This window comes from Ruegeria sp. BHSA162 (assembly GCF_059613385.1).
The window spans coordinates 1-21,168 of record NZ_JBXWSK010000019.1 but is presented as its reverse complement, the minus strand read 5'-3'; the positions used below and the strand labels follow the sequence as shown (position 1 = coordinate 21,168).

Genomic DNA, 21,168 nt, shown 5'->3' with positions numbered 1-21,168 from the left:
GAAGCGTTCTAGTTAGGACGCCGCGGCGCGGGTCTCAAGTGTGCTCTCGATCAACTCATCGAAATCACGCGCATCCCGCACCTTTCCGATTGCGTCGGCGGTAACAGTGACCCCCCAATTCTCAGCCATGGATTGGTATCTGGGCTGACGGTGGGCCAGGGCGCGGGCATAGGTCCAGCGGATGAAGTCGTCGGGATTGACCTCTGCCTCGGCGCAGCCGTGCTGATCAAGGTATTCCTGCCAGGTGCGCGTCAGGAAATCGGCCTGATAAGACATCGGTTTGGGGGCCTTGTCGAACCGTCGGATCAGTTCGGCGGTGTGGTCGTCGTCGCCCTTGATCCAGACCATCAGGGTCTGGCGCGAGAGTTCCGACAAGACGTGGTCGGAAGGATTGTCAGGGTCCACCCATTCGCAGATTGACCCGCCGGTGTCACAGATGAAATGCGGGTACCCGTACAGACGCTGAGCGCGGTCAATGAAATATTCGGTGTCCAGCAGAGCGTGGATTTCGGCCTGCCGGAACTGCTCTTGTCTACGCCGATATTCCGGCATCGCCAGCCCACCCAGGGCCGGGTTTCCGGGCTTGCCCAGATAGGCGGCGACCGGCGTCAGGTTTTCGAACGAAATGTTGGATCCGATATAGATCGAGTCAGAGAGCAGCAGATCCCGCAGAAAGGGAACCTTCATTGCCTCAGCCTTGGCGTTGTCGGTGATGTATTCACCCATGTAACGCGTGCCAATTCGATAATCGATCGAGTAGTGGAACCAGTCGCCCGAGTCGCGAAGGATGTTCGACACGTAAGTCTTGCCCAAGCCGGACATGCCGAAAAACAGCACCTTTTTGCGCGCCGCTTCGCGCCAGTCCTTTGCCGACCTGTAGATCATGTGCAACCGTCCCTTGTTTTGTCCTAGCTAAATCGGCCCGGCGATGGCGTCAATCTCGGCCGCGGGCTCGGCTTAGGATCAATAACCCCAATGCAAGGATTGCAAAGCCGATGAAGGCATTCGGGGCAAGGGTTTCGTGCCGGACATAGGCGCCCAGCAGAATGGCGACCGGAGGGATGATCAGGGTGACCAGCAGCAGGTTGCCGCTGCCGGCAGCGGCCAGAACCCTGTAGTACAGCAGGTAGGCCCCAGCCGTAGCAACGAGTGCGTAATAAGCTACGGCGAGGCAAGTTGTCATAGGCAGGTCGAACGATGGCACACCGTCGACGACCAGCATTACCGGCAGCATGACGATGGTTGACCCGCTCAGCATTCCCGCCGCCGCAACCTGCGGCGCCAGGCCTGACAAGCGCAAACGGGCCCATACAGCCGCCAGCGCATAGGATACGGTCCCCGCCAGAATGGCCAGCTGAGCAGCGCTTTGCAGGCTGAACCCAAGGAAATTGTGCAATCCGATTGCGGTGGAAACTCCGCCAAAGCCAAGCGCAACACCCACGGCTCGGCGTTTGGTCAGTCGCTCGTCGGGAAAGAACGCAGCCGCAACCAGAACACCGAAGATTGCCGTGGCAGCGTTCAAGATCGAGGTCAGACCGGTGTCGACATACAATTGGCCCCAGGCCATCAGCGAGAAGGGCAATACGTTGTTCAACAGACCCATGACCAGAAAAGCGCCCCAAATACGCGGGTCCTTCGGTATCGTTTCTCGGCGGAGGAGAACGACGGCCCAAAGTGCAAGCGCGGCCCAGAAAACGCGATGAAACACGGCCGTCATCACAGGTATCGTGTCCAGTGCGACGCGGATCGCCAGGAAGGACGCGCCCCAGATCAGTCCAAGAAGAATGAGCTCGAACCAAGCAAGGGCGGAGAGGGATTTTTGTTGCGTCATGGCTATTTCTTGCATGTTTCTGTTTGCCTCACGCGGAATACTTGCATTCGGCAATTCGGTAAGCGACCCGGATCATGCGAAAAACCCCGCCACAAGGGCGGGGTTTTCCAATTCTGTATGAGCGTATCCCTTAGTTCAGGGCGTAGGTCACCTGAATACCAACGCTCCACGCGCTGTTTCCAGAGAAGTTCGCCCGCGCCCCGGGGCCAGCACCGTCAGCGGTTGCGTCGCCCAGATCGGTATAGCGAACGCCGCCCGAAATCTTGGCGCGTTCCATCGAGTAGGTGCCGCCAAGGCCAATGCTCCAGAACCCGTCGGTCGGACCCAGGTTGGAAACGGGCTCATTGGTTGCCGATTCATAGCCAAGGGTCACTGCGCCCGAGAACTGTTCGGAGAACTGGTAGCCAAGACCCAGCGAATAGGTCCAGGTCGGATCGTCATAGTCCACCAGCGCGCTGGTCGGCGGATAGTTCGGGGGATCGTAAACCGTTTGCGGCCAATCGACCCAGCGGATCGATCCGAACAGCAATGTCTTGGGGGCAACGCCGGTCTGGAAGTCCAGGTTCACCGATTGCGGAGAAACGACCTCGCTGGAAGTGTCGAATGTCGCCACGGTTCCAGGCGGGATCGGCGGGATCGGGATTGGGTTCACCGACTCCGTTTGCGACAGGTCATGGGAAATTTTCGAGTTGTAGGTCAGCGCCACGCGCGCTGCGATCTCGGGCTTTTCCCAAGCCACACCTACGACGTAACCCAGCGCGGTATCCTTGTCGGCATTCACCTCGTAACCAGCCGCCGCCGGCACGGCAACGTCAGCGCTGAGCCGCTGAATACGCAGACCACCGATGGCGCTGAAGCCGCCGTCGAACTTGTAGCGCAACAGGGCAGTAATTGCCTCTGTGTCGGCTTTCGCGCGCAGAACGTCAGTGCGACCACCCGGGATCGGGTTCTGCGAGAGCGGGTAGTTCGAACCGTAGGCGATATCGGCACCGAACGGTTCGTCATAGATCAGCGCAAAGTCGAGTTGGTCGGTGAAGGCGTGCTTGTACGCGAGATGAGGCGAGAAGAAGTCGTTTGCAACGTTGCCCGAGTCCACGCCCAGCATCGTGCCGCTTACGCTTGGGTTGGTGTAGCCCAGGCGAAACTGTACGACGGAACCTTCCTCAAAGATAATGTTGATGCCTTGCCCACTACGGTCGATACCGCCGGCATGAGCGGCGGTCGCCCCTGCACAGAGCACGCACGCCTGTAACAGCGCTTTCTTCATGTATTCCTCCCTTTTCACTATCCGGCGCCACAGTATTGTCTTGTGAGTGTCAGTGGCGGTGATTTCTGTGGCCATTATTCACGGGGAGTTTAAAAAAACGTCAACCACTGACCATACGTTAGTTTCTGCCAGTGACCGAACGTCAGTTTTTGTGTGTGGTTTTTGCCAGAGTGCCCGACCCCGCGCGGCCTTCGGACCAGACATTCAGGAAGATGCCCGAGAAAATCACGACGGCGCCCAGCATGGTCCACTGATCCAGGGGTTCGTGATACAGCAGCATCCCAACAATGGCGATCGTCGGCAGGCGCGCGAAATCAAAGGGAATAACGACCGTGGCCGGAGCGATGGCAAGCGCGTTTGTAATGCAGAAATGGGCCAGCAGGCCGGCCAGCCCGACCAGCAACAACAGGGGCACGCTTTGAGCGGTTGGCAGGACGATCTGCCCGTCCGCTCCGGCAACAGCAAGACCCATTGCGGCCTGCATCGTAGTCAGCCAGAAAACGATGCATCCGATGCTGGCGAACCCTGTCAGTTTCTTCGTCGAAATCGTTGTAAGCGCAAAGAAAACAGCCGAGGAGGCCGCTGCAAGAACACCGGGCGTGAGCGGTGTGGCTCCGGGTCGGGCGACGATCAATATGCCTGCGAAACCTATGATTGCCGACATGACCCGCGTGGGTGTCAGGCGTTCGCCCAGCAGAAGCGGAGACAGGAGTACGACCCATATCGGTTGCGTAAATTCCAACGCAAAAACCTGCGCCAGCGGGATGACGCTGACAGCGTAGAACCACAGGTTTTGGCCCGCAAAATGCAACGAGTTTCGAACCGCGTGCAGACCCAGACGTTGTGTCGATACCTGGTGCCATTTGCCGGTTGCCGTCAAAACGGCCGAAACGACGATGACGCCGACAATGCTGCGGTACATCATGATTTCAAACGTGTCGTGCGTCAGGCTAAGCTCGCGCCCGGCAACGGCCATTGACGAGAAAGAAGCGATCGCCCCGGTCATCCACAGCGCGGTTTTGGCAATCATCGATTTGCTATCGCGCATGTTTCGATCCTTGGGCTGAGCGTGCGTTTGGCCACCGAACCAAAACCGACGCCGGTTCACAACAACAAAAAAGCCGGGTCAGCGCCCGGCTTTTGGTGTCATTCCCATTCGATCGTGCCCGGAGGCTTGGAGGTGATGTCATAGGTGCAGCGGTTGATGCCCTTGACCTCGTTGATGATCCGGGTGGCGGTTTCGCCCAGGAATTCGTGGGTGAACGGGTAGTAATCGGCCGTCATTCCATCAACCGAGGTCACCGCCCGCAAGGCGCAGGCATAGTCATAGGTGCGCCCGTCGCCCATCACGCCGACTGTGCGCACCGGAAGGATCGCGACGAAGGCCTGCCAGATCTCGTCATACAGGCCGTGCTTGCGGATCTGGTCGATATAGATCGCGTCGGCCTCGCGCAGGATTTCCAGCTTTTCGCGGGTGATCTCGCCCGGGCAGCGGATGGCCAGACCCGGTCCGGGGAAGGGGTGGCGGCCGATAAAGCTGGGCGGCAGGCCCAGTTCACGGCCCAGCGCGCGCACTTCGTCCTTGAACAGTTCACGCAGCGGCTCGACCAGTTTCAGGCCCATCTTTTCGGGCAGGCCGCCGACGTTGTGATGCGATTTGATCGTGACTGACGGGCCGCCGGAAAACGACACCGATTCAATGACATCGGGGTACAGCGTGCCCTGGGCCAGGAACTCGGCGCCCTCGATCGTGTCGGCGTGTTTCTGGAATACGTCGATGAACAGCTTGCCGATGATCTTGCGCTTGGTTTCGGGGTCCGAGACGCCGTCGAGCTCTCCCAGGAACAGCTCGCTTTCATCCGCGTGGATCAGTTGGATGTTGTAGTTGTCGCGGAACATCGAGACGACTTCCTGCGCCTCGTTCTTGCGCAGCAGGCCGTGATCGACGAAAACGCAGGTCAGCTGGTCGCCGATCGCCTCGTGGATCAGGATAGCGGCGACCGAGCTGTCGACACCGCCCGACAGACCGCAGATCACCTTCTTGTCGCCGACCTGTTCGCGGATCTTGCGGATCATCTCGTCGCGATAGGCGCCCATGGTCCAGTCGCCCTTGAACCCGGCCAGCTTCACGAAATTCTCGTACAGTTTTGCGCCCTTGGGGGTGTGGTGCACCTCGGGGTGGAACTGAACGGCATAGAAATGGCGGTCGGTATCGGCGGTGATCGCGAAGGGCGCGTTGGGCGAGGTGCCGAACACCTCGAACCCTGGTGCGATTTGGCTGACATGGTCGCCGTGGCTCATCCAGACCTGTTCGTTGCCATCGGTGAACCAGCCCTCGAGCAGGTCGAGCTTGCCGCGCGGCGTCACGAATGCCCGTCCGAACTCGGCGGTGCCGTGGCCGCTTTCGACCTTGCCGCCCAGCTGGTGCATCATGACCTGCTGGCCATAGCAGATGCCCAGGATCGGAACGCCATACTCGAATATCTCTTGCGGGACGCGCGGTGATCCCTCGCGGGTCACGCTGTCCGGCCCGCCCGAAAAGATGATGGCGCGCGGGGCCATGTCACGCACGAAATCCGTCGTGACGTTCTGGTAGGGGTGGATTTCGCAATAGACGTTCAACTCGCGCAGGCGGCGGGCGATCAGCTGCGTTACCTGGCTGCCGAAGTCGATGATCAGAAGGCGGTCATGGGATGTCTCGGTCATACCCGGCCTTTAGGTCGGAAGCCTTGCATGTGCAAGCGCCTTGACGTCATTTGGCGGGAAAGAGTGACGCGGAGCGCATTGAATGACCGGAATTTCGCTCAGAAGGGCTGTGGCAACCGATGCGGAGCCCATCCGCCGATGTATCGAAGCGGCCTATGCCGCAGCGCGCCAGTCCATTCCCGACCTGCCGGATGTGACCGAGGGGGTCGAGGAGGACATTCGCGACCGGAACGTCGTTGTGGCCGTGGATGAAACATTCCTGCACGGTGTCGTGGTTTTTGGTTTCGAAACAGAAACCGCGATGATCTTCAATCTGGCCGTTTCACCTGTTGCGCAAGGGCAGGGTATTGCTCGCCGGCTGGTCGATTTCGTCGCGGCAGAGGTCCGCGAAAACGGGGTTCGGAACATGCGCCTGACAACCCACCGTCTGATGGCGGACACCCGCGCGATGTACCGTCATCTTGGGTGGCAGGAGACCGGGCACGAGGGAAGCAAGGTTTATTTCAGCAAGCCAACCTGACGCCCCGTAAGGCCTGTTGCTGGTGCTGGACAGCGCGGAATATGTCGCTTTTCCCCCTATTGCGCCGGAATCCACATCTGATGAAGTCGCGGCATCTTGTAACAAGCAATCCAATCTAAACTTTCACACGGGATCATCTCATGACAGAGGCAAGCACCCGACGCAGAGTGCGTGGTGGCGGAGGCGCCGCCCGCCGGGCCGAGCGTACCGCGGTTCGGATCGAAACGGCGAAGTATATCGAACGCAACATTCCGAACTTCGAGATCCTCAATGACGAAGCGCTAGAGATCATCGAGGCCAATGCGGAAACCGTGCTGGAGGAAGTCGGCGTCAATTTCGTCGACAACCCCGCGGCGCTGGAACGCTGGCGCGATGCCGGGGCGGACATCGATGGTGAGCGCGTTCGCATTCCGCGAGGTCTGGCCCGCGAACTGATCAAGACCGCGCCCAAGGAATTCACGCAGCACGCCCGCAACCCCGAGAAATCGGTGGTAATCGGCGGGCGCAACCTTGTGCTGGCGCCGGTCTACGGACCGCCTTTCGTGCGGGACGCGCAGGGTGGCCGCCGCTATGCCACGATGGACGATTTCAACAAATTCGTGAAGCTGGCCTACATGTCCAAGTGGCTGCACCACTCGGGCGGCACGGTCTGCGAACCGACGGACGTTCCGGTGAACAAGCGGCACCTCGACATGCTGATGGCGCATATGACGCTGTCGGACAAACCCTTCATGGGGTCGGTAACCGATCCCAGCCGGGCGCAGGATTCGGTCGAGATGTGCGAAATCCTGTTCGGCAAGGAGTTCGTGCAGGAAAACACCGTGATGACCTCGCTCACCAACATCAACTCGCCGATGACGTTCGACGACGTGATGATGGGGTCGCTGGAAGTCTATGCGCGCAACAATCAGGCCTGCATCATCTCGCCCTTCATCGTGGGCGGCGCGATGGCCCCGGTTTCGGTTGCTGGTACTCTGACGCAGGTGCTGGCCGAGGTGCTGGCCGGCATCGCCTACAGCCAGATCATCCGCCCGGGTGCACCGGCCATTTTTGGCGCATTCGTGTCGTCGATCGACATGAACTCTGGTGCACCGACTTTCGGCACGCCCGAAGCCGCGCACATCACCTATGGCGCCGGTCAGTTGGCGCGCCGTTTGGGTGTTCCATACCGCTCGGCCGGGTCGTTCTGCGGGTCCAAGCTTCCGGACGCGCAGGCGGCTTACGAGACTGCGAATTCGCTGAACATGGGTCTGCTGTCAGGCGTCAACTTCATGTTGCATGCATGTGGCTGGCTCGAAGGCGGTCTGGTTGCGGACTTCGAAAAATTCGTCATGGATGCCGATCAGTTGGGAGCGCTTCATGCGTTGGCCAAAGGGGTGGCCTATGATGAAAACGCGCAGGCCATGGACGCGATTCGTGAGGTGGGGCCGGGTGGTCACTATCTTGGTTGTGCGCACACCCAAGCCAATTTCCAAAGCGCCTTCTGGAAGACCGACCTGCTGGACTACAAACCCTTTGAAACATGGGAAGAAGAGGGTGCGCGGGACACGCGCATGCTGGCCTCGGCCCGGGTCGAGCATCTGCTGGCCAACTACCAGCAACCGCAACTCGACCCGGAAAAACTGGCGGCGCTAACCGCCTATGTCGAGGAAAAGAAAGCGTCCATGCCCGACGCCTTCACTTGACGACATGAAGTTCCGGGGCGCGGCTGGCTTGATGCAGTCGCGCCTCACCAATCAAAGCGATCAGTAGGTCCAGGTGGCGAACCAGCGAATACGCGGCGTCGCCCGAGCGTCGTTGGTCGTCGACGCTCCGCTCCATCTCCAACAGTCGCATCAAGGCCACTCCGGTTCCCGGTAGCGCGCCATAGCCAAACAGGCGCTGCAAGTGGCGGTCACGGTCGTATTCCTGTGCTCCGACCTTGGCTGCCCGAGACAGCAGCCGCGGGCGGCGGAGGGCGGTGATCATAGTCATCAGGTCCTGCATTTCGGCGTTCCTCTGTTCAATTTTGCCTGCAGCAATTTTGCACAACCCAGGCGGGTGTTGCCGTGATTGGGCTCGCGCCGAACGATGGTTTCACGACTGTTTATCTTTTTGAATCAATTCTGGTCAGAGCCGTTGGAGGTTAACGAACGAGTAACGAAAGCAACTCTAGGTAGATTTGGTTAACACTTTATCCGACGGCGGACAGTGGCAGTTTGATTGTCGACGAGGGCGAATAACGATGGAAAACAGCACCGCATTCACCGTTCCAGCTTGGGTTCCCGAAGGGGCACAGCGATACCTGGCCCATACCGAGGCGGGACGGTCGATCCGGGATCTGGCGCGGTCGGCAGGGTGTCACGCGTCAACCATTCTGCGACAGATTCGAAGGATCGAAATGCGCCGCGACGATCCCTTGGTGGATGCAGCACTGCAGTCACTTGCCGAAACACACTTTCCCGGTGCGGGGAATGAAGTCGCCTCTGGTCCCTTGTTTAGCGTCGGCGATGATCCTCATCGCATTCCCAATGCCGAAGACGAGGCGTTCGAGCGCGAGGCTTTGCGGGTGCTGCGGCGCCTTTGCGAAACCGGTGCGGTTCTGGCCGTGGCCGAGGACATGGAAAAGGCGGTCGTTGTCCGCGACAGCGGCGAGGGCGGTACAACTCGGACCGCCGTTGTTGATTGCAAGACCGCTCAGGCTCTGGCTCTGAAGGACTGGATCGTTTGTGACAATGCGGGGCGTGTGTCGCGTTACCGGATCACGCAAATGGGCCGAACCGCATTAAGCCAGTTGATTGCCGATGCCGAAAACCGCGCGCGGACACAGACTGAATATGGCATGGCCGAGGCACCGGCGAAGTTCAAAACGCGCAGTCAAGCCGACGAGAAGCGTCCACGGCGCATCCGTTATTGCGCAGCGGAGAGCCCCCTGATTGCCTTGTCGCGCCGGCGCGACCGGGATGGAAAGCCGTTTCTGGACGAAAGCCTGGTGCGCGCCGGAGAGCGACTGCGCGAGGATTTCGAGCTGGCCCAGATCGGACCGCGGGTCACGCAGAACTGGGACCGGTTCCTTACCGCTGGCGGTCGTGCGGGTTTCGAAGGCGATGCTCAGGTTGCGCGCGGGTCGTCCGAGGCGCGTGATCGCGTGGCTCGGGCCTTGTCGGATCTGGGTCCGGGTTTGAGCGACGTTGCGCTGCGGTGTTGTTGCTATCTGGAAGGCCTGGAACTGGCCGAGAAACGGATGGGCTGGTCAGCACGTTCTGGGAAGATCGTGCTGCGCATTGCGTTGCAGCGCCTCAAGCGCCATTACGAGAAGCAAGCAGAGTGTGACAGATTGATCGGTTGATCCAACTTAAGTCCGATTGGCCGGAGTTGCGGAAAACGCAACAGGTGATAATCAAGGGTTATGAATTTTACCCTCAGACAGCTGCAATACTTCCGCGCCGTGGCCGAGCAGCGCAACTTTGGCCGGGCCGCTCAGGTGTGTCATGTGTCTCAACCGGCACTATCGGTGCAGATACGGGCTTTGGAAGACATCATGGGCGGGCCACTGTTTGAAAGGCGCGCCCGCGATGTTCTGCTGACACCGTTGGGGCGCGATGCGCTTGAGCACGCACGGCGCATTTTGGGCGCGGCCGAACGGTTGGATCGGTTTGCGCGTGACAACTCCGCCGGGCATCGCAGTCTGTCGGTCGGCTTGATCCCGACGGTCGCACCGTATCTGCTGCCGGGTGTCTTGGCTGGTCTGCGGTCGGCGGATGTGTCCCTGCGCGTACAGGTACGCGAGGCACGCACCGAGCGGTTGCTGTCGATGCTGAAAGCGGGCGAGATCGACGCCGCCGTGCTGGCCCTGCCGGTGGGCGCGCGCGGCCTGGACGAGGTACCTCTGTTTGAGGATCGTTTTCTGCTGGCTGGCAGCGAGACGCGCCTGAACAGCCTGACCGTCAGCCCCGACGCTCTGCGCCCGATCGACCTGAACGCGGCCCAACTGATGCTGCTGGAAGACGGGCACTGCCTGACGGATCAAGCACTTGAGGTGTGCGGGCAGGACCGGACCAGCGCCCATATCAACATGGGCGCGTCGTCTTTGGCCACGCTGTCGCGGTTGGTGGCGGACGGGTTCGGCCTGACCTTGATTCCGGAATTGGCGGCGCGTTCCGAGGCCGATGCCGTGCCGGGGCTGAAACTGTTGCGGTTCAGCGCCCCAGAGCCCGCGCGGCAGATCGGCCTCGTGCGGCGCGATTCGTCGGATGGGGCGGTGTGGTTCGATCAACTGGCCCAGGTGATCCGGCAGGTCGGCGAAAACATCGTGTCGGAAACCCGGAACTGAAAAGGGCCCGCACTCGGCGAGCCCTTCGAGTCGAGGCTGGTTGAAGGCTCAGGCCATTTCGGGCTGCTGCGCTTCTTCCAGGTGTTTCATCAGGTTTTCGGGCGACGAAACGCCATAGGGGTCCTCGGGGCAGTTGTCCATCAGGCCGGGCTCTTCGAACCACGCCTCGACCACACCGTCGTTGATGATGGCGGCATAGCGCCACGAGCGCATGCCAAAGCCCAGATTGGCCTTGTCGACCAGCATGCCCATCTTGCGAGTGAACTCACCCGACCCGTCGGGGATAACCTTGACGTTCTTCAGCCCCTGATCCTGCGCCCATTTGTTCATGACAAAGCTGTCATTGACCGACATGCAGTAGATCTCGTCGATGCCCTTGGCCTTGAACGCCTCGTAGTTGTCCTCGAACCCCGGCAGTTGGTAGGTCGAGCAGGTGGGCGTGAACGCACCGGGCAGCGAGAACAAGATGACCCGCTTGCCTGCGAAGTAGTCGGCCGTGGTCTTGTCTTCCCAGCGGAACGGGTTGGGCCCTTCGATCGAGTCGTCGCGCACGCGGGTGTGGAATGTCACGTCGGGCAGCTTGGCTCCGGTTTTCATGGGGCATCTCCTGTGATTCACATTTGTTCGGCCCGTGGGTTAAAACGATTCCAAACCGGCTTCAACACGGGATGTGCTGCGTTTGCGAATATCCTCTTGTCTTCTGAAATCATGTCGAAATTTGCGTTGACCCCCTAGGAAGTCACGCTCCTATTCTGCATCTGCGAAATGCTGACGCATGGCAGCTATGCATGGCTGGCGTAATACATCCGACCGGTTTATGTTATGCACCAACCAAATTGACCCAAAGTCAGGAAACCGGCCCCGTGCGCGATCTGAAAATCCCTGAACAACGTCACCCGGAAAAGGCGCATAAGCCCGACAATGCGCAGCCGAAAAAGCCCAACTGGATCCGGGTGAAAGCGCCCGGCGGCAAGGGCTATGCCGACACGCGCCGGATCATGCGCGACAACAACCTGGTCACCGTCTGCGAAGAGGCCGGCTGCCCGAATGTGGGCGAATGCTGGAGCCAGGGCCACGCGACCATGATGATCATGGGCGAGATCTGCACCCGCGGCTGCACCTTCTGCAACATCGCCACCGGTCGCCCCGATGCGTTGGATGCGTTCGAACCGGGCCGGGTGGCCCATGCGGTGGAAAAGCTGGGCCTGAACCATGTCGTCATCACCTCGGTCGACCGTGACGACCTGGCTGATGGCGGGGCCGAGCATTTCGCTCAGACTATCCGCGCGGTGCGTCACCGCTCGCCCAAGACCACGATCGAGATTCTGACCCCGGATTTCCTGAAATGCGATCCGTCGGTTCTGGAAACCGTGGTCGCGGCCAAGCCGGACGTGTTCAACCACAACCTTGAAACTGTGCCGGGCCTGTACCCCGAGGTGCGCCCGGGCGCGCGCTATTTCCACTCGCTGCGTCTGCTGCAGAGGGTCAAGGAACTGGACCCGTCGATCTTCACCAAGTCGGGTATCATGGTCGGACTGGGCGAGAACGAACAGCAGGTGCGCCAGGTCATGGACGACATGCGCGCCGCCGATATCGATTTCCTGACCATCGGCCAGTATCTGCAGCCCACGCCGAAACACCATCGCGTGGACCGCTTTGTCACGCCCGAAGAGTTCGCAGCCTATGAAAAAGCCGCCTACGGTAAAGGGTTCCTGATGGTTTCGGCCACGCCCTTGACCCGGTCGTCTTACCATGCGGGCGATGATTTCGCGCGCCTGCGGGCGGCGCGGCAGAAAAAGCTGGGGCAGGCGTGACGCCCGAACGGCTCGCGCAACTGACTGCGCTGCGCCACGCTTTGCACCAACGCCCCGAGGTTTCGGGTGAAGAGGCTGAAACAGCGGCATTCATAGCCGAGCAATTGCGCGGTGTGACCGGCCGGGTTCTGACCGGGATCGGTGGGTACGGGGTCGCGGCCGTGTTCGACACGGGCCAGCCGGGGCCCACCGTGGGCATTCGCTGCGAACTGGACGCGCTTCCGATTTTGGAAATGCCGGGCAAACTCTGGTGCTCGCAGGTTCCGGGCAAGAGTCATCTGTGCGGGCATGACGGCCATATGGCCATGGTTCTGGGCGTGGCGCAGGACCTGGCGCAAACGCCCGTGACACGCGGTCGGGTCGTGCTGATCTTCCAGCCCGCCGAAGAGACCGGACAGGGCGCGCGCGATTTTCGGAACGACCCGCAATACGCTGAAATACAGCCCGATTTCCTGTTCTCGCTGCATAACCTGCCGGGGCTGGAGCTGGGCGCGGTCGAGCTGTGCTCTGGCCCGACCAATTGCGCTTCACGCGGGATGCGGGTGCGGCTGACGGGTAAAACCTCGCACGCGGCGGCGCCGCAGGACGGCCTGTCGCCGGCCTCGGCCATGGCGCAATTGATGCCGGCCCTCACCGCCTTGGGCTCTGGCGGAGAGCTGACCGAGGATTACGCGCTGACCACCGTCACCCACGCCCAACTGGGGGCCCCGACATTCGGCGTGGCGCCCGGTGAGGCCGAGATATGGGTCACGCTGCGCACCGTCTCGGACGCGCGTATGGGACAACTGGTCGATCAGGCCCAGGCGCTGGTCCGCAAGGCCGCCGCCGACGAGGGGCTGGGTGTCGAGATCACCTATGACGACGTGTTCGACGCCTGTGTCAACCACCCCGAGGCCGTGCAGATCCTGGCTCATGCCTGTGCGCAGGCAGGGGTGCAACCGCGCCTGACCACCGTGCCGCAAAGGTTTTCGGAGGATTTTGGGCAGTTCGCTATGGGGTCGAAAACCGCCATGTTCTGGCTGGGGTCCGGGGTTGACCATCCGCAACTGCACAACCCCGACTATGATTTCCCCGATGCGCTGATCCCTGTCGGCGCGGGTATCTTTCTTGCGGCAATCCGTCAGGTTCTGGACGCGCCGGTCACGGTCTGAGCTTGCGCGGCTGGCTGGTTGCCCATTCGGGCCACCAGCCCATGTATTCAACACCGGCAATCACCAGACACAGCACGATCAGGCCTAGCGCCAGCTTGACCCGCTGGTCCGAGGGCGGATTGCGCGCCCATCGGGACATTCGCAGAAGGTGGCGCAGGATCATGGGCCTCGAATCCGCGGCGGGATCAGTCTTCGGTAAAGCGGACCTTGCCGATGAAGGGCAGGTTGCGGTTGCGTTGCGCATAGTCGATGCCATAGCCCACGACGAATTCGTCCGGGATTTCAAAGCCTATCCAATCGGCGCGAAAATCAACCTCGCGGCGGCTGGGTTTGTCCAGCAAGGCAATCGACTTGAGCCGTTTCGGCTGGCGGCTGCGCAGCAGGTTGGTGACATGGTTCAGCGTGTGACCCGTGTCGACGATATCTTCGACCACCAGCACGTCGCGGCCTTCAATTGCGCCGCGCAAGTCCTTGAGAATGCGAACTTCCCGGCTGCTTTCCATTGAATCGCCATACGAAGACGCCTCAAGGAAATCGACCTCGATCGGCAGGTCCAGTTCGCGCACCAGATCGGCGATGAAGACGAAGCTGCCGCGCAGCAGGCCTACGACCACCAGCTTGTCGGTATCGCCGAATTCGCGGGTGATTTCGCGGCACAATTCCTCGATCCGCGCCGCGATGGCCTTGGCCGAGATCATCTCATCTATCACATATGCGCGCTGGCTCATGGCTGCCCCCTTGATCTTTGGCGCGCAACATACGACATGACGCGCCATTGTCACGTTTCAAATGCCCAGGTTGCCATGCCCACTCATTCGGAAACCCGCCACCTCCCATACAGCGCGCAGCAGATGTATGATCTGGTTGCGGATGTGGCGAAATACCCCGAGTTTCTGCCTTGGTGCGCGGCCGCGCGGATCCGGCGGACCTATGCGGCGGGCGAGGCGCAGGTGATGGAGGCCGACTTGGTGATCTCGTTCAAGGTGTTCCGCGAACGGTTCGGCAGTCGGGTGACGCTGTTCCCCGAGCAGAAGAAGATCGACACCGAATACCTGGACGGTCCATTCAAATACATGAAATCCGACTGGCATTTCGAAGACGCCCCCGAGGGCGGCTGCAACGTATCCTTCCACGTGGATTTCGAGTTCAAGAACGCCGTGTTGCAGGGCATCATCGGCGTGGTCTTCAACGAGGCGATGCACCGGATCGTGCGCGCCTTCGAGCAGCGCGCGGTCAGCCTCTACGGCTGAGGGTTTACCCGGCGCGGGTGCACGTTAGACTGCGCCGCATGACTGAATTCACACGCACTCTTTCCGAATTCGCCGCAGGCCCGGTCGAGACAACCGCGCAGGCGCGGATCGTCACGTCTTTGTCCGCGCTCGACTGGTTGGCGGTCGGGCGCTCAGGCGTCAACGAACCGGTCTCTCGCATCCTGCGAGGGATGGTGCTGGACGAAGGCGGGGCCGGACAGGCCACCCTGTTCGGCGGCGGGGCCGCGCCAATGCGCGCTGCGGCTTTGGTCAACGGCACGGTGTCGCATGCGCTGGACTATGACGACACGCATTTCGCCCATATCGGCCACCCCTCGGTGGCGGTGTTTCCCGCCGCGCTGGCCGTGGTCGAATGGCAGGATCAGCCCATCGTCGATTTGCTCGAGGCGGCCTTGGTGGGGATGGAACTGTCCATCCGCATTGGCCTGTGGCTGGGGCGGGGGCATTATCAGGTCGGGTTTCACCAGACCGCAACGGCGGGGGCGTTCGGAGCGGCCGTGGCGGCCGCCCGCCTGCTGGGATGCGATCCGGCGGCCATGCGCCGGGTTCTGGGGCTGACCGCGACCAGGGCGGCGGGCCTCAAGGCGCAGTTTGGCACCATGGGGAAGCCCTACAATGCGGGGCAGGCGGCTTCGGTCGGGGTCGAGGCCGCGCTGCTGGTGCAGCGGGGGTTCGTTCCCAATCCCGATGCCCTGACCGGGCCGTTCGGGTTTGGCGCGACGCATCACGGTGCCGATGACACAGCCACAGCGCTGTCGGGGCTTGGGGATGAGTGGCTGTTCGAAAGCGTCAGCCACAAGTTCCACGCTTGCTGCCACGGGCTGCACGCCGCGCTCGAGGCGGCGCGGGATCTGGACATTGCCGAACCCGAGGTGGCCGAGATCAAAATCCGCACCCATCCGCGTTGGATGAGCGTCTGCAATCAGACCGCGCCGACAACCGGGCTGGGCGCCAAGTTTTCCTATCGGACGGTGATCGCCATGCAGGCGCTGGGATACGAAACGGCCCTGCCTGAAAGCTACACGGACAAGGTCTGCGCCGATCCGCGCCTGCAATCGCTGCGCGACCGGATCACGGTCGAAGCGGACGAAACGCTGTCCGAGACCGAGGCCCGCTTGGCGCTGTTGCGCCGCGACGGAGTGCGGCGCGAGGCGACCCACGATCTGGCCGCGCCGATAGCCTTGTCCGACCGCGAGGATCGCGTGCGCGGCAAGGCCGCCAAACTGATCGGCGCGAATGACGCGGATGCGATCTGGTCGATGCTGCGCACCGGAGGGCGCGCAGCGGATCTGGCGAAACGACTGGTTGACTAGACGACGCGCCAGTGAAGCGGGAAGCCGGGGTCGAACACGGTGACCGGGCCATCGCGTGTTTCGATCTTGTCGGGGTAGCTGACCGGTTCGCCCTTCTGCAGGGTGATGGTCTGATCGTTGACGGGCAGCCGATAGAACCTGGGCCCGTTGACCGAGGTGAACCCTTCCAGCTTGTCCAGCGCACCCGCGCGGTCAAAGACCTCGGCCACCAGTGACATGGTGTTGGTCGCAGTGAAACATCCCGCGCAGCCGCAGGCCATTTCCTTGTTGGCATCCGTATGCGGGGCGCTGTCAGTCCCCAGAAAGAACCGTTCGTCGCCCGAAGTCGCGGCATCAACCAGTGCCGTGCGGTGCTCTTCGCGTTTGGCGACGGGCAGGCAGTAGTAGTGAGGCTTGATCCCGCCCACGAGGATGTGGTTGCGGTTGATGATCAGGTGATGTGCGGTGATCGTTGCGCCCAGGTCAGTTTCGTTCGCGCGCACATACTCCACGCCGTCGACGGTGGTGATATGCTCCATCACCACGCGCAGGCCCGGCGTGGCCTTGCGGATCGGGTCCAGAACGCGGTCGATGAACACCGCCTCGCGGTCGAAGATGTCGATCTCGGCATCGGTGACCTCGCCGTGCACGCAGAGCGGCAGGCCGATCTCGGCCATCCGGTCCAACACGGGGCGCACCTTGTCGAAATCCCGCACGCCCGAGGCCGAGTTGGTCGTGGCCCCCGCCGGGTACAGCTTGACCGCCTTGACCAGACCGCTTGCGTGGGCCGCGGCCATGTCGTCGGGGTCGGTATCCTCGGTCAGGTACAGGGTCATCAACGGCTCAAAGCTCATGCCTTCGGGCAGGGCGGCCAGGATACGGTCGCGGTAGGACGCGGCCTGAGCGCCGGTGACCACAGGGGGCACAAGGTTGGGCATGATGATGGCTCGCGCGAAATGGCGGGCGGTTTCGGGCAGGACGGCCTGCAGCATGGCGCCATCGCGCAGATGCAGGTGCCAGTCATCGGGGCGGCGGAGCGTCAGAGTATCGGTCATGGCGCCGGGCTAGCACAGGCCGGCCGCACGGGAAAGTGACAACAAACCTTGTCAGGCGACCAGATTGCCGCAAGTCCCGGAAAGATCACGGTCTTGACGCGCAGCGGCAGCCATGACCTGTTGTGCCAAGGGAGATTGAGACACATGAGCCAGCCAGATTCCATAGATGCCGTTCAGACGATGCTGGGCGAACAGGGCTATGTCTGTGGCCGCGCCCTGGCCACCGTGGTGTTCCTGTCGCTGAGACTGGGCCGGCCGCTGTTTCTGGAAGGTGAAGCGGGCGTCGGAAAGACCGAGATCGCCAAGGCCCTGGCCTCTGGACTTGGCCGCCGCCTGATCCGGCTTCAATGCTATGAGGGGCTCGATGCGTCCTCGGCCGTCTATGAATGGAACTTTCCCGCGCAGATGGTGGCCATCCGCACCGCCGAGGCGGTCGGCGGGTCCGACCGGAAGGGTCTGCAGGAGGAACTGTTCAGTGGCGACTATCTGATCCGCCGCCCATTGCTCGAGGCGATGGAGCCCGACCCGGCTGGCCCGCCGGTGCTGCTGATCGACGAGTTGGACCGCACCGACGAACCGTTCGAGGCCTTCCTGCTGGAGGCGCTGAGCGATTTCCAGGTGACAATCCCCGAGATCGGCACGATCAAGGCGCCCGAACCGCCCATCGTCATCGTCACGTCGAACCGCACGCGCGAGGTACATGACGCGCTCAAGCGCCGCTGCCTGTATCACTGGGTCGACTACCCCGATTTCGACCGCGAGCTGGAGATCCTGCACGCCCGCGCGCCCGAGGCCGCCGAGGCGCTGAGCCGCGAAGTGGTGGCCTTTGTCCAGCACCTGCGCACTGAGGACCTGTTCAAGAAACCCGGCGTGGCCGAAACCATCGACTGGGCGAAATGCCTGCTGGCGCTGGACGTGATCAACCTCAGCCCCGAGGTGATCGGCGACACGCTGGGCGCGATCCTGAAATACCAGGACGACATCCAGAAACTACAGGGCTCCGAGGCCAAGCGCATTCTGGATCAGGCCAAAGCCACGCTCGAGCCGGTCTGATGACGTCGCGGCGCCAAAACACTCCGGGGGCCTAGGGATGGCCGAACAGCTTCCGCTGGAAATTCCGACCGATCCGAAACTGGCGCAGAACATCACCCATTTCGCGCGCGCCTTGCGCAAGGCCGGGCTGCCGATCGGCCCCGGCCGCGTGGTCGACGCCATCCGAGCGGTGCAGGCGGCGGGCTTTACCCGCAAGCAGGATTTCTATTGGACCCTGCACGCCTGTTTCGTGAACCGGCCCGAGCATCGCACCGTGTTTTCCCAGATCTTCCGCCTGTACTGGCGCGACCCGCGGTATCTTGAGCACATGATGTCGATGATGCTGCCGGCCATTCGCGGAGTTCAGGAGGAACGCATGGCCGAAGCGGGCGAAAAACGCGCGGCCGAGGCCCTGCTGGATGGTGTCGAACGGGACGAGCCCAAGGGCGTCGAGCAAGATGGCGAAAGCGAAATCGAGATTGACGCCACGCAGACCGCCTCGTCCGAAGAACGGCTGAGGTCGCTGGATTTCGAACAGATGAGCACCGCGGAAACCGCACAGGCCAAGCGCATTCTGGCGCGGCTGCAACTGCCGGTGGACCCGATCGCCTCGCGCCGGGGGCAGGCCAGCCATCTGGGCCAGCGGATCGACCGGGCGCGCACCTTGCGCGCGGCCATGCGTCAGGGCGGCGAGATGCGACAGATCGCACTCGTCAAACCGAAACCGCGCTGGCCCAATCTGATCGCGCTGTGTGACATCTCGGGGTCGATGAGCCAGTACAGCCGGATCATCCTGCACTTCCTGCACACGGTCTCGAACGCCAAGGGGGCTGGCTGGGCCAAGGTGCATGCGTTCACCTTCGGCACGCGGCTGACGAACATCACGCGGCACCTGCATCAGCGCGACGTCGATGCCGCGCTGGCCGCCGCCGGGGCCGAGGCGCAGGATTGGGAGGGCGGCACGCGCATCGGCGAATGCCTGCACCAGTTCAACCGCGACTGGTCGCGCCGGGTTATGGGACAGGGGGCCGTCGTGCTGCTGATTACCGACGGGCTGGAGCGGGGTGATCCCGATCTGCTTGAAAAAGAGATCGAACGCCTGCACTTGTCAGCCCGGCGGCTGATCTGGCTGAACCCGCTGCTGCGCTGGGACGGGTTCGCGCCAAAGGCGCAGGGCGTCGCCACCATGCTGCCGCATGTGGACAGCTTCCGCGCTGGTCATTCGATTGCATCGCTTGAGGATCTGGCCGCCGTGATTTCACGACCCGACGACCAGGGAGAGAAAGCGCGGTTGTTGGCCGCGCTTTCAGGCTGACGTTACTGCAGTTGCTTTTCGTTGCACTCGCGCGCCATTTCCATGGCTTTGTAGGTGCCGGTCAGATCGACGGTGAAGCCAAAGGATTTCTCGGGGAACACCGCCATGACCTTTTGCTTGGCCAGGTCGTCGGCGAATTGCGGGTCGTCCGACAGGACATAGCCGCCGGAATACCCTTTGGTGATGTTGCCCTTCATTCCGGTTGCCTCGCCGACATACAGGTTGTCGCCCAGCAGGATGGCGACGGCCTCCTTGTCTCCGCGCTTGATGCCGGTTTCCGCCTTGGTAAAGACACCGACATATCCAACGCTGCGGTCTTCGGTCAGACCCATCTGCACCACGTTCTCGGCATCATCGACCGCTTCGATCAGGCATGACTTTTTGTCCTTGTCGACAAAGACCTTCCAGCCCTCGACCTCTCCGTAGCGTTCGAAAGTGTCGGCCCAGGCGCTGCCTGCAATCAATGCCGCTGCGCCGATGGTTAGTGTAAATATCTGTTTCAAGACATTGTCTCCTTTACGAAATCTCTTGCGTCAATTCGGCCGCAAGTCGGGCCTGTCCGCAGGCTAGTCGGCGTCCGAAAAACAATCAAATGTTTGATTGTCTGTCGCGGACTTCGGCCGAAACCTGCCTTCTGCGTCACGTGAAGAACCAAGTTGGCAGGGTCGGTGCTCGAGATAATCCACCCGAGAACGCGCTCCTTGCTTTTCATCGCGTCAATCCTGCTTATGTTGATGCGAACCACCGCGGGAGGGTCCGATGGACAGATTTGACAACAGTCCGGAAACGGCATTGGCGTGGTTTCGCGAGGGTCGCGGCGCGGTTCTGGCGACGGTCGTCGAAACCTGGGGCAGCGCGCCCCGGCGGGTGGGGGCCCAGCTGGTCATCGGCGGCGACGGCCGGATCGAAGGCTCGGTCTCGGGCGGTTGTGTCGAAGGCGCGGTGATCGTCGAGGCGCTCGAGGCCATGCAAGAGGGAGAAGCGCGCCTGTTGGAATTCGGGGTCAGCGACGAGGATGCCTTTGCCGTCGGGCTGGCCTGCGGCGGCACGATCCGGGTTCTGGTCGAGCCTGTGGGCTCGGTCCTGCCCGAGCCGATGCTGGCCGAACTGGTGGCAGCGCGGGCGCGGCGAGACCCTGTGGCCTATGAGGTCAATATCGAGACCGGCCACCGTGCGCTGCGGCGCAACGCCTATGCGGACCGGTTGCGCATGGATCGTTCAGGGTTCGAGGAAGACGGTCAGACCTTCGTGGCCGTGCACAACCCGCCCTTGCGGCTGATCGTGGTGGGCGCGGTCCATATCGCGCAGGCGCTGGTGCCGATGGCGCGGATTGCGGGTTATGACCCGATCATCATCGACCCGCGCGAGACGTTTGCGTCCAAATCTCGTTTTCCCGGTGAAAAGTTGCTGACCGACTGGCCGGACGAGGCCGTGGCCAGCATCGGACTGGATGCGCGTACGGCGGTTGTGCTGCTGACCCACGACCCCAAGCTGGATGATCCCGCCCTGCAGGCCGCGTTGAACTCGGACGTGTTCTATATCGGCGCGCTGGGGTCGTCGCGCACCCATGCCAAACGGGTGCAGCGGATGACAGAGGCGGGC

Annotated in this window: 22 protein-coding genes; 11 read left to right on the top strand and 11 right to left on the bottom strand. The window is 62.0% G+C overall.

All coding sequences use genetic code 11. The features are described from left to right. Window positions 1-12 precede the first annotated feature (12 nt). From AC2FM5_RS08000 to guaA, 5 genes are all read right to left on the bottom strand, one after another. Window positions 13-885 (bottom strand): ATPase, encoded by an 873-nt coding sequence (locus tag AC2FM5_RS08000; RefSeq protein ID WP_170403483.1) that lies wholly within the window; start codon window positions 883-885, stop codon window positions 13-15. Between the two features lie 49 nt (window positions 886-934). Continuing rightward, window positions 935-1,831: a DMT family transporter gene (locus tag AC2FM5_RS07995; RefSeq protein ID WP_496734915.1), complete on the bottom strand. Its 897-nt coding sequence runs from the start codon at window positions 1,829-1,831 to the stop codon at window positions 935-937. Window positions 1,832-1,961: 130 nt separating this feature from the next. Further along, window positions 1,962-3,098, bottom strand: coding sequence for an OmpP1/FadL family transporter (locus tag AC2FM5_RS07990; protein WP_170339445.1), 1,137 nt, complete (start codon window positions 3,096-3,098; stop codon window positions 1,962-1,964). Between the two features lie 142 nt (window positions 3,099-3,240). After that, window positions 3,241-4,146 (bottom strand): DMT family transporter, encoded by a 906-nt coding sequence (locus AC2FM5_RS07985; protein WP_170371167.1) that lies wholly within the window; start codon window positions 4,144-4,146, stop codon window positions 3,241-3,243. Window positions 4,147-4,244: 98 nt separating this feature from the next. Then, window positions 4,245-5,804, bottom strand: a complete 1,560-nt coding sequence (gene guaA, locus AC2FM5_RS07980) for a glutamine-hydrolyzing GMP synthase (protein WP_170357632.1) — start codon at window positions 5,802-5,804, stop codon at window positions 4,245-4,247. An 82-nt stretch (window positions 5,805-5,886) separates the two neighbouring features. On the opposite strand from guaA, the gene AC2FM5_RS07975 reads away from it, so the two are divergent. Both AC2FM5_RS07975 and AC2FM5_RS07970 read left to right on the top strand, forming a co-directional pair. Further along, the gene (locus tag AC2FM5_RS07975; protein WP_496734912.1) at window positions 5,887-6,324 is read left to right on the top strand and encodes a GNAT family N-acetyltransferase; all 438 of its coding nucleotides are present in this window, start codon (window positions 5,887-5,889) and stop codon (window positions 6,322-6,324) included. A gap of 140 nt (window positions 6,325-6,464) precedes the next feature. Then, window positions 6,465-8,009 (top strand): trimethylamine methyltransferase family protein, encoded by a 1,545-nt coding sequence (locus AC2FM5_RS07970; protein ID WP_496734910.1) that lies wholly within the window; start codon window positions 6,465-6,467, stop codon window positions 8,007-8,009. Here AC2FM5_RS07970 and AC2FM5_RS07965 read toward each other — a convergent pair. Beyond that, window positions 8,002-8,310: a DUF6477 family protein gene (locus AC2FM5_RS07965; protein WP_170439405.1), complete on the bottom strand. Its 309-nt coding sequence runs from the start codon at window positions 8,308-8,310 to the stop codon at window positions 8,002-8,004. The two genes, AC2FM5_RS07970 and AC2FM5_RS07965, sit on opposite strands and share 8 nt — an antisense overlap. Before the next feature lie 238 nt (window positions 8,311-8,548). On the opposite strand from AC2FM5_RS07965, the gene AC2FM5_RS07960 reads away from it, so the two are divergent. Then, the gene (locus AC2FM5_RS07960; protein WP_170371164.1) at window positions 8,549-9,652 is read left to right on the top strand and encodes a DUF6456 domain-containing protein; all 1,104 of its coding nucleotides are present in this window, start codon (window positions 8,549-8,551) and stop codon (window positions 9,650-9,652) included. A gap of 60 nt (window positions 9,653-9,712) precedes the next feature. Beyond that, a complete protein-coding gene (locus AC2FM5_RS07955) occupies window positions 9,713-10,636 on the top strand; it encodes a LysR substrate-binding domain-containing protein (RefSeq protein WP_496734908.1) in 924 nt (307 codons plus the stop codon). A gap of 48 nt (window positions 10,637-10,684) precedes the next feature. Here the strand turns inward: AC2FM5_RS07955 and AC2FM5_RS07950 are convergent, their stop codons facing one another. Next, entirely contained in the window at window positions 10,685-11,233 is a 549-nt protein-coding gene (locus AC2FM5_RS07950) for a peroxiredoxin (RefSeq protein ID WP_496734906.1), read from the bottom strand. A 266-nt stretch (window positions 11,234-11,499) separates the two neighbouring features. Between AC2FM5_RS07950 and lipA the strand changes: the two genes are divergently transcribed. After that, the gene (gene lipA, locus AC2FM5_RS07945) at window positions 11,500-12,450 is read left to right on the top strand and encodes a lipoyl synthase (RefSeq protein ID WP_005983549.1); all 951 of its coding nucleotides are present in this window, start codon (window positions 11,500-11,502) and stop codon (window positions 12,448-12,450) included. Then, window positions 12,447-13,601 (top strand): amidohydrolase, encoded by a 1,155-nt coding sequence (locus AC2FM5_RS07940; protein WP_496734903.1) that lies wholly within the window; start codon window positions 12,447-12,449, stop codon window positions 13,599-13,601. Before lipA ends, AC2FM5_RS07940 begins: the two co-directional genes overlap by 4 nt. On the opposite strand, the gene AC2FM5_RS07935 is transcribed toward AC2FM5_RS07940, so the two are convergent. Next, window positions 13,591-13,764, bottom strand: a complete 174-nt coding sequence (locus AC2FM5_RS07935) for a hypothetical protein (protein WP_496734901.1) — start codon at window positions 13,762-13,764, stop codon at window positions 13,591-13,593. The two genes, AC2FM5_RS07940 and AC2FM5_RS07935, sit on opposite strands and share 11 nt — an antisense overlap. A 22-nt stretch (window positions 13,765-13,786) precedes the next feature. Further along, the gene (gene hpt / locus AC2FM5_RS07930; protein ID WP_005983543.1) at window positions 13,787-14,329 is read right to left on the bottom strand and encodes a hypoxanthine phosphoribosyltransferase; all 543 of its coding nucleotides are present in this window, start codon (window positions 14,327-14,329) and stop codon (window positions 13,787-13,789) included. Between the two features lie 75 nt (window positions 14,330-14,404). On the opposite strand from hpt, the gene AC2FM5_RS07925 reads away from it, so the two are divergent. Then, a complete protein-coding gene (locus AC2FM5_RS07925) occupies window positions 14,405-14,851 on the top strand; it encodes a type II toxin-antitoxin system RatA family toxin (RefSeq protein WP_170357640.1) in 447 nt (148 codons plus the stop codon). Between the two features lie 38 nt (window positions 14,852-14,889). Next, window positions 14,890-16,185 carry an MmgE/PrpD family protein gene (locus AC2FM5_RS07920; RefSeq protein WP_496734899.1) on the top strand — a complete coding sequence of 432 codons (1,296 nt, stop codon included), beginning with the start codon at window positions 14,890-14,892 and terminating at the stop codon, window positions 16,183-16,185. On the opposite strand, the gene pyrC is transcribed toward AC2FM5_RS07920, so the two are convergent. Beyond that, window positions 16,182-17,219 carry a dihydroorotase gene (gene pyrC / locus AC2FM5_RS07915; protein ID WP_480753146.1) on the bottom strand — a complete coding sequence of 346 codons (1,038 nt, stop codon included), beginning with the start codon at window positions 17,217-17,219 and terminating at the stop codon, window positions 16,182-16,184. The two genes, AC2FM5_RS07920 and pyrC, sit on opposite strands and share 4 nt — an antisense overlap. Window positions 17,220-17,363: 144 nt before the next feature. On the opposite strand from pyrC, the gene AC2FM5_RS07910 reads away from it, so the two are divergent. Both AC2FM5_RS07910 and AC2FM5_RS07905 read left to right on the top strand, forming a co-directional pair. Then, on the top strand, window positions 17,364-18,272 hold the full coding sequence (locus tag AC2FM5_RS07910) for an AAA family ATPase (RefSeq protein ID WP_170403407.1): 909 nt from the start codon (window positions 17,364-17,366) through the stop codon (window positions 18,270-18,272). Window positions 18,273-18,309: 37 nt separating this feature from the next. Then, window positions 18,310-19,566 carry a vWA domain-containing protein gene (locus AC2FM5_RS07905; protein WP_170600675.1) on the top strand — a complete coding sequence of 419 codons (1,257 nt, stop codon included), beginning with the start codon at window positions 18,310-18,312 and terminating at the stop codon, window positions 19,564-19,566. 2 nt (window positions 19,567-19,568) lie between these two features. Here AC2FM5_RS07905 and AC2FM5_RS07900 read toward each other — a convergent pair whose 3' ends face one another. Further along, window positions 19,569-20,069, bottom strand: a complete 501-nt coding sequence (locus AC2FM5_RS07900; RefSeq protein ID WP_170600673.1) for a hypothetical protein — start codon at window positions 20,067-20,069, stop codon at window positions 19,569-19,571. Between the two features lie 256 nt (window positions 20,070-20,325). Between AC2FM5_RS07900 and AC2FM5_RS07895 the strand changes: the two genes are divergently transcribed. Then, window positions 20,326-21,168 (top strand): XdhC family protein (locus AC2FM5_RS07895; RefSeq protein WP_496734895.1); only part of this gene is annotated, 843 nt, incomplete at its 3' end.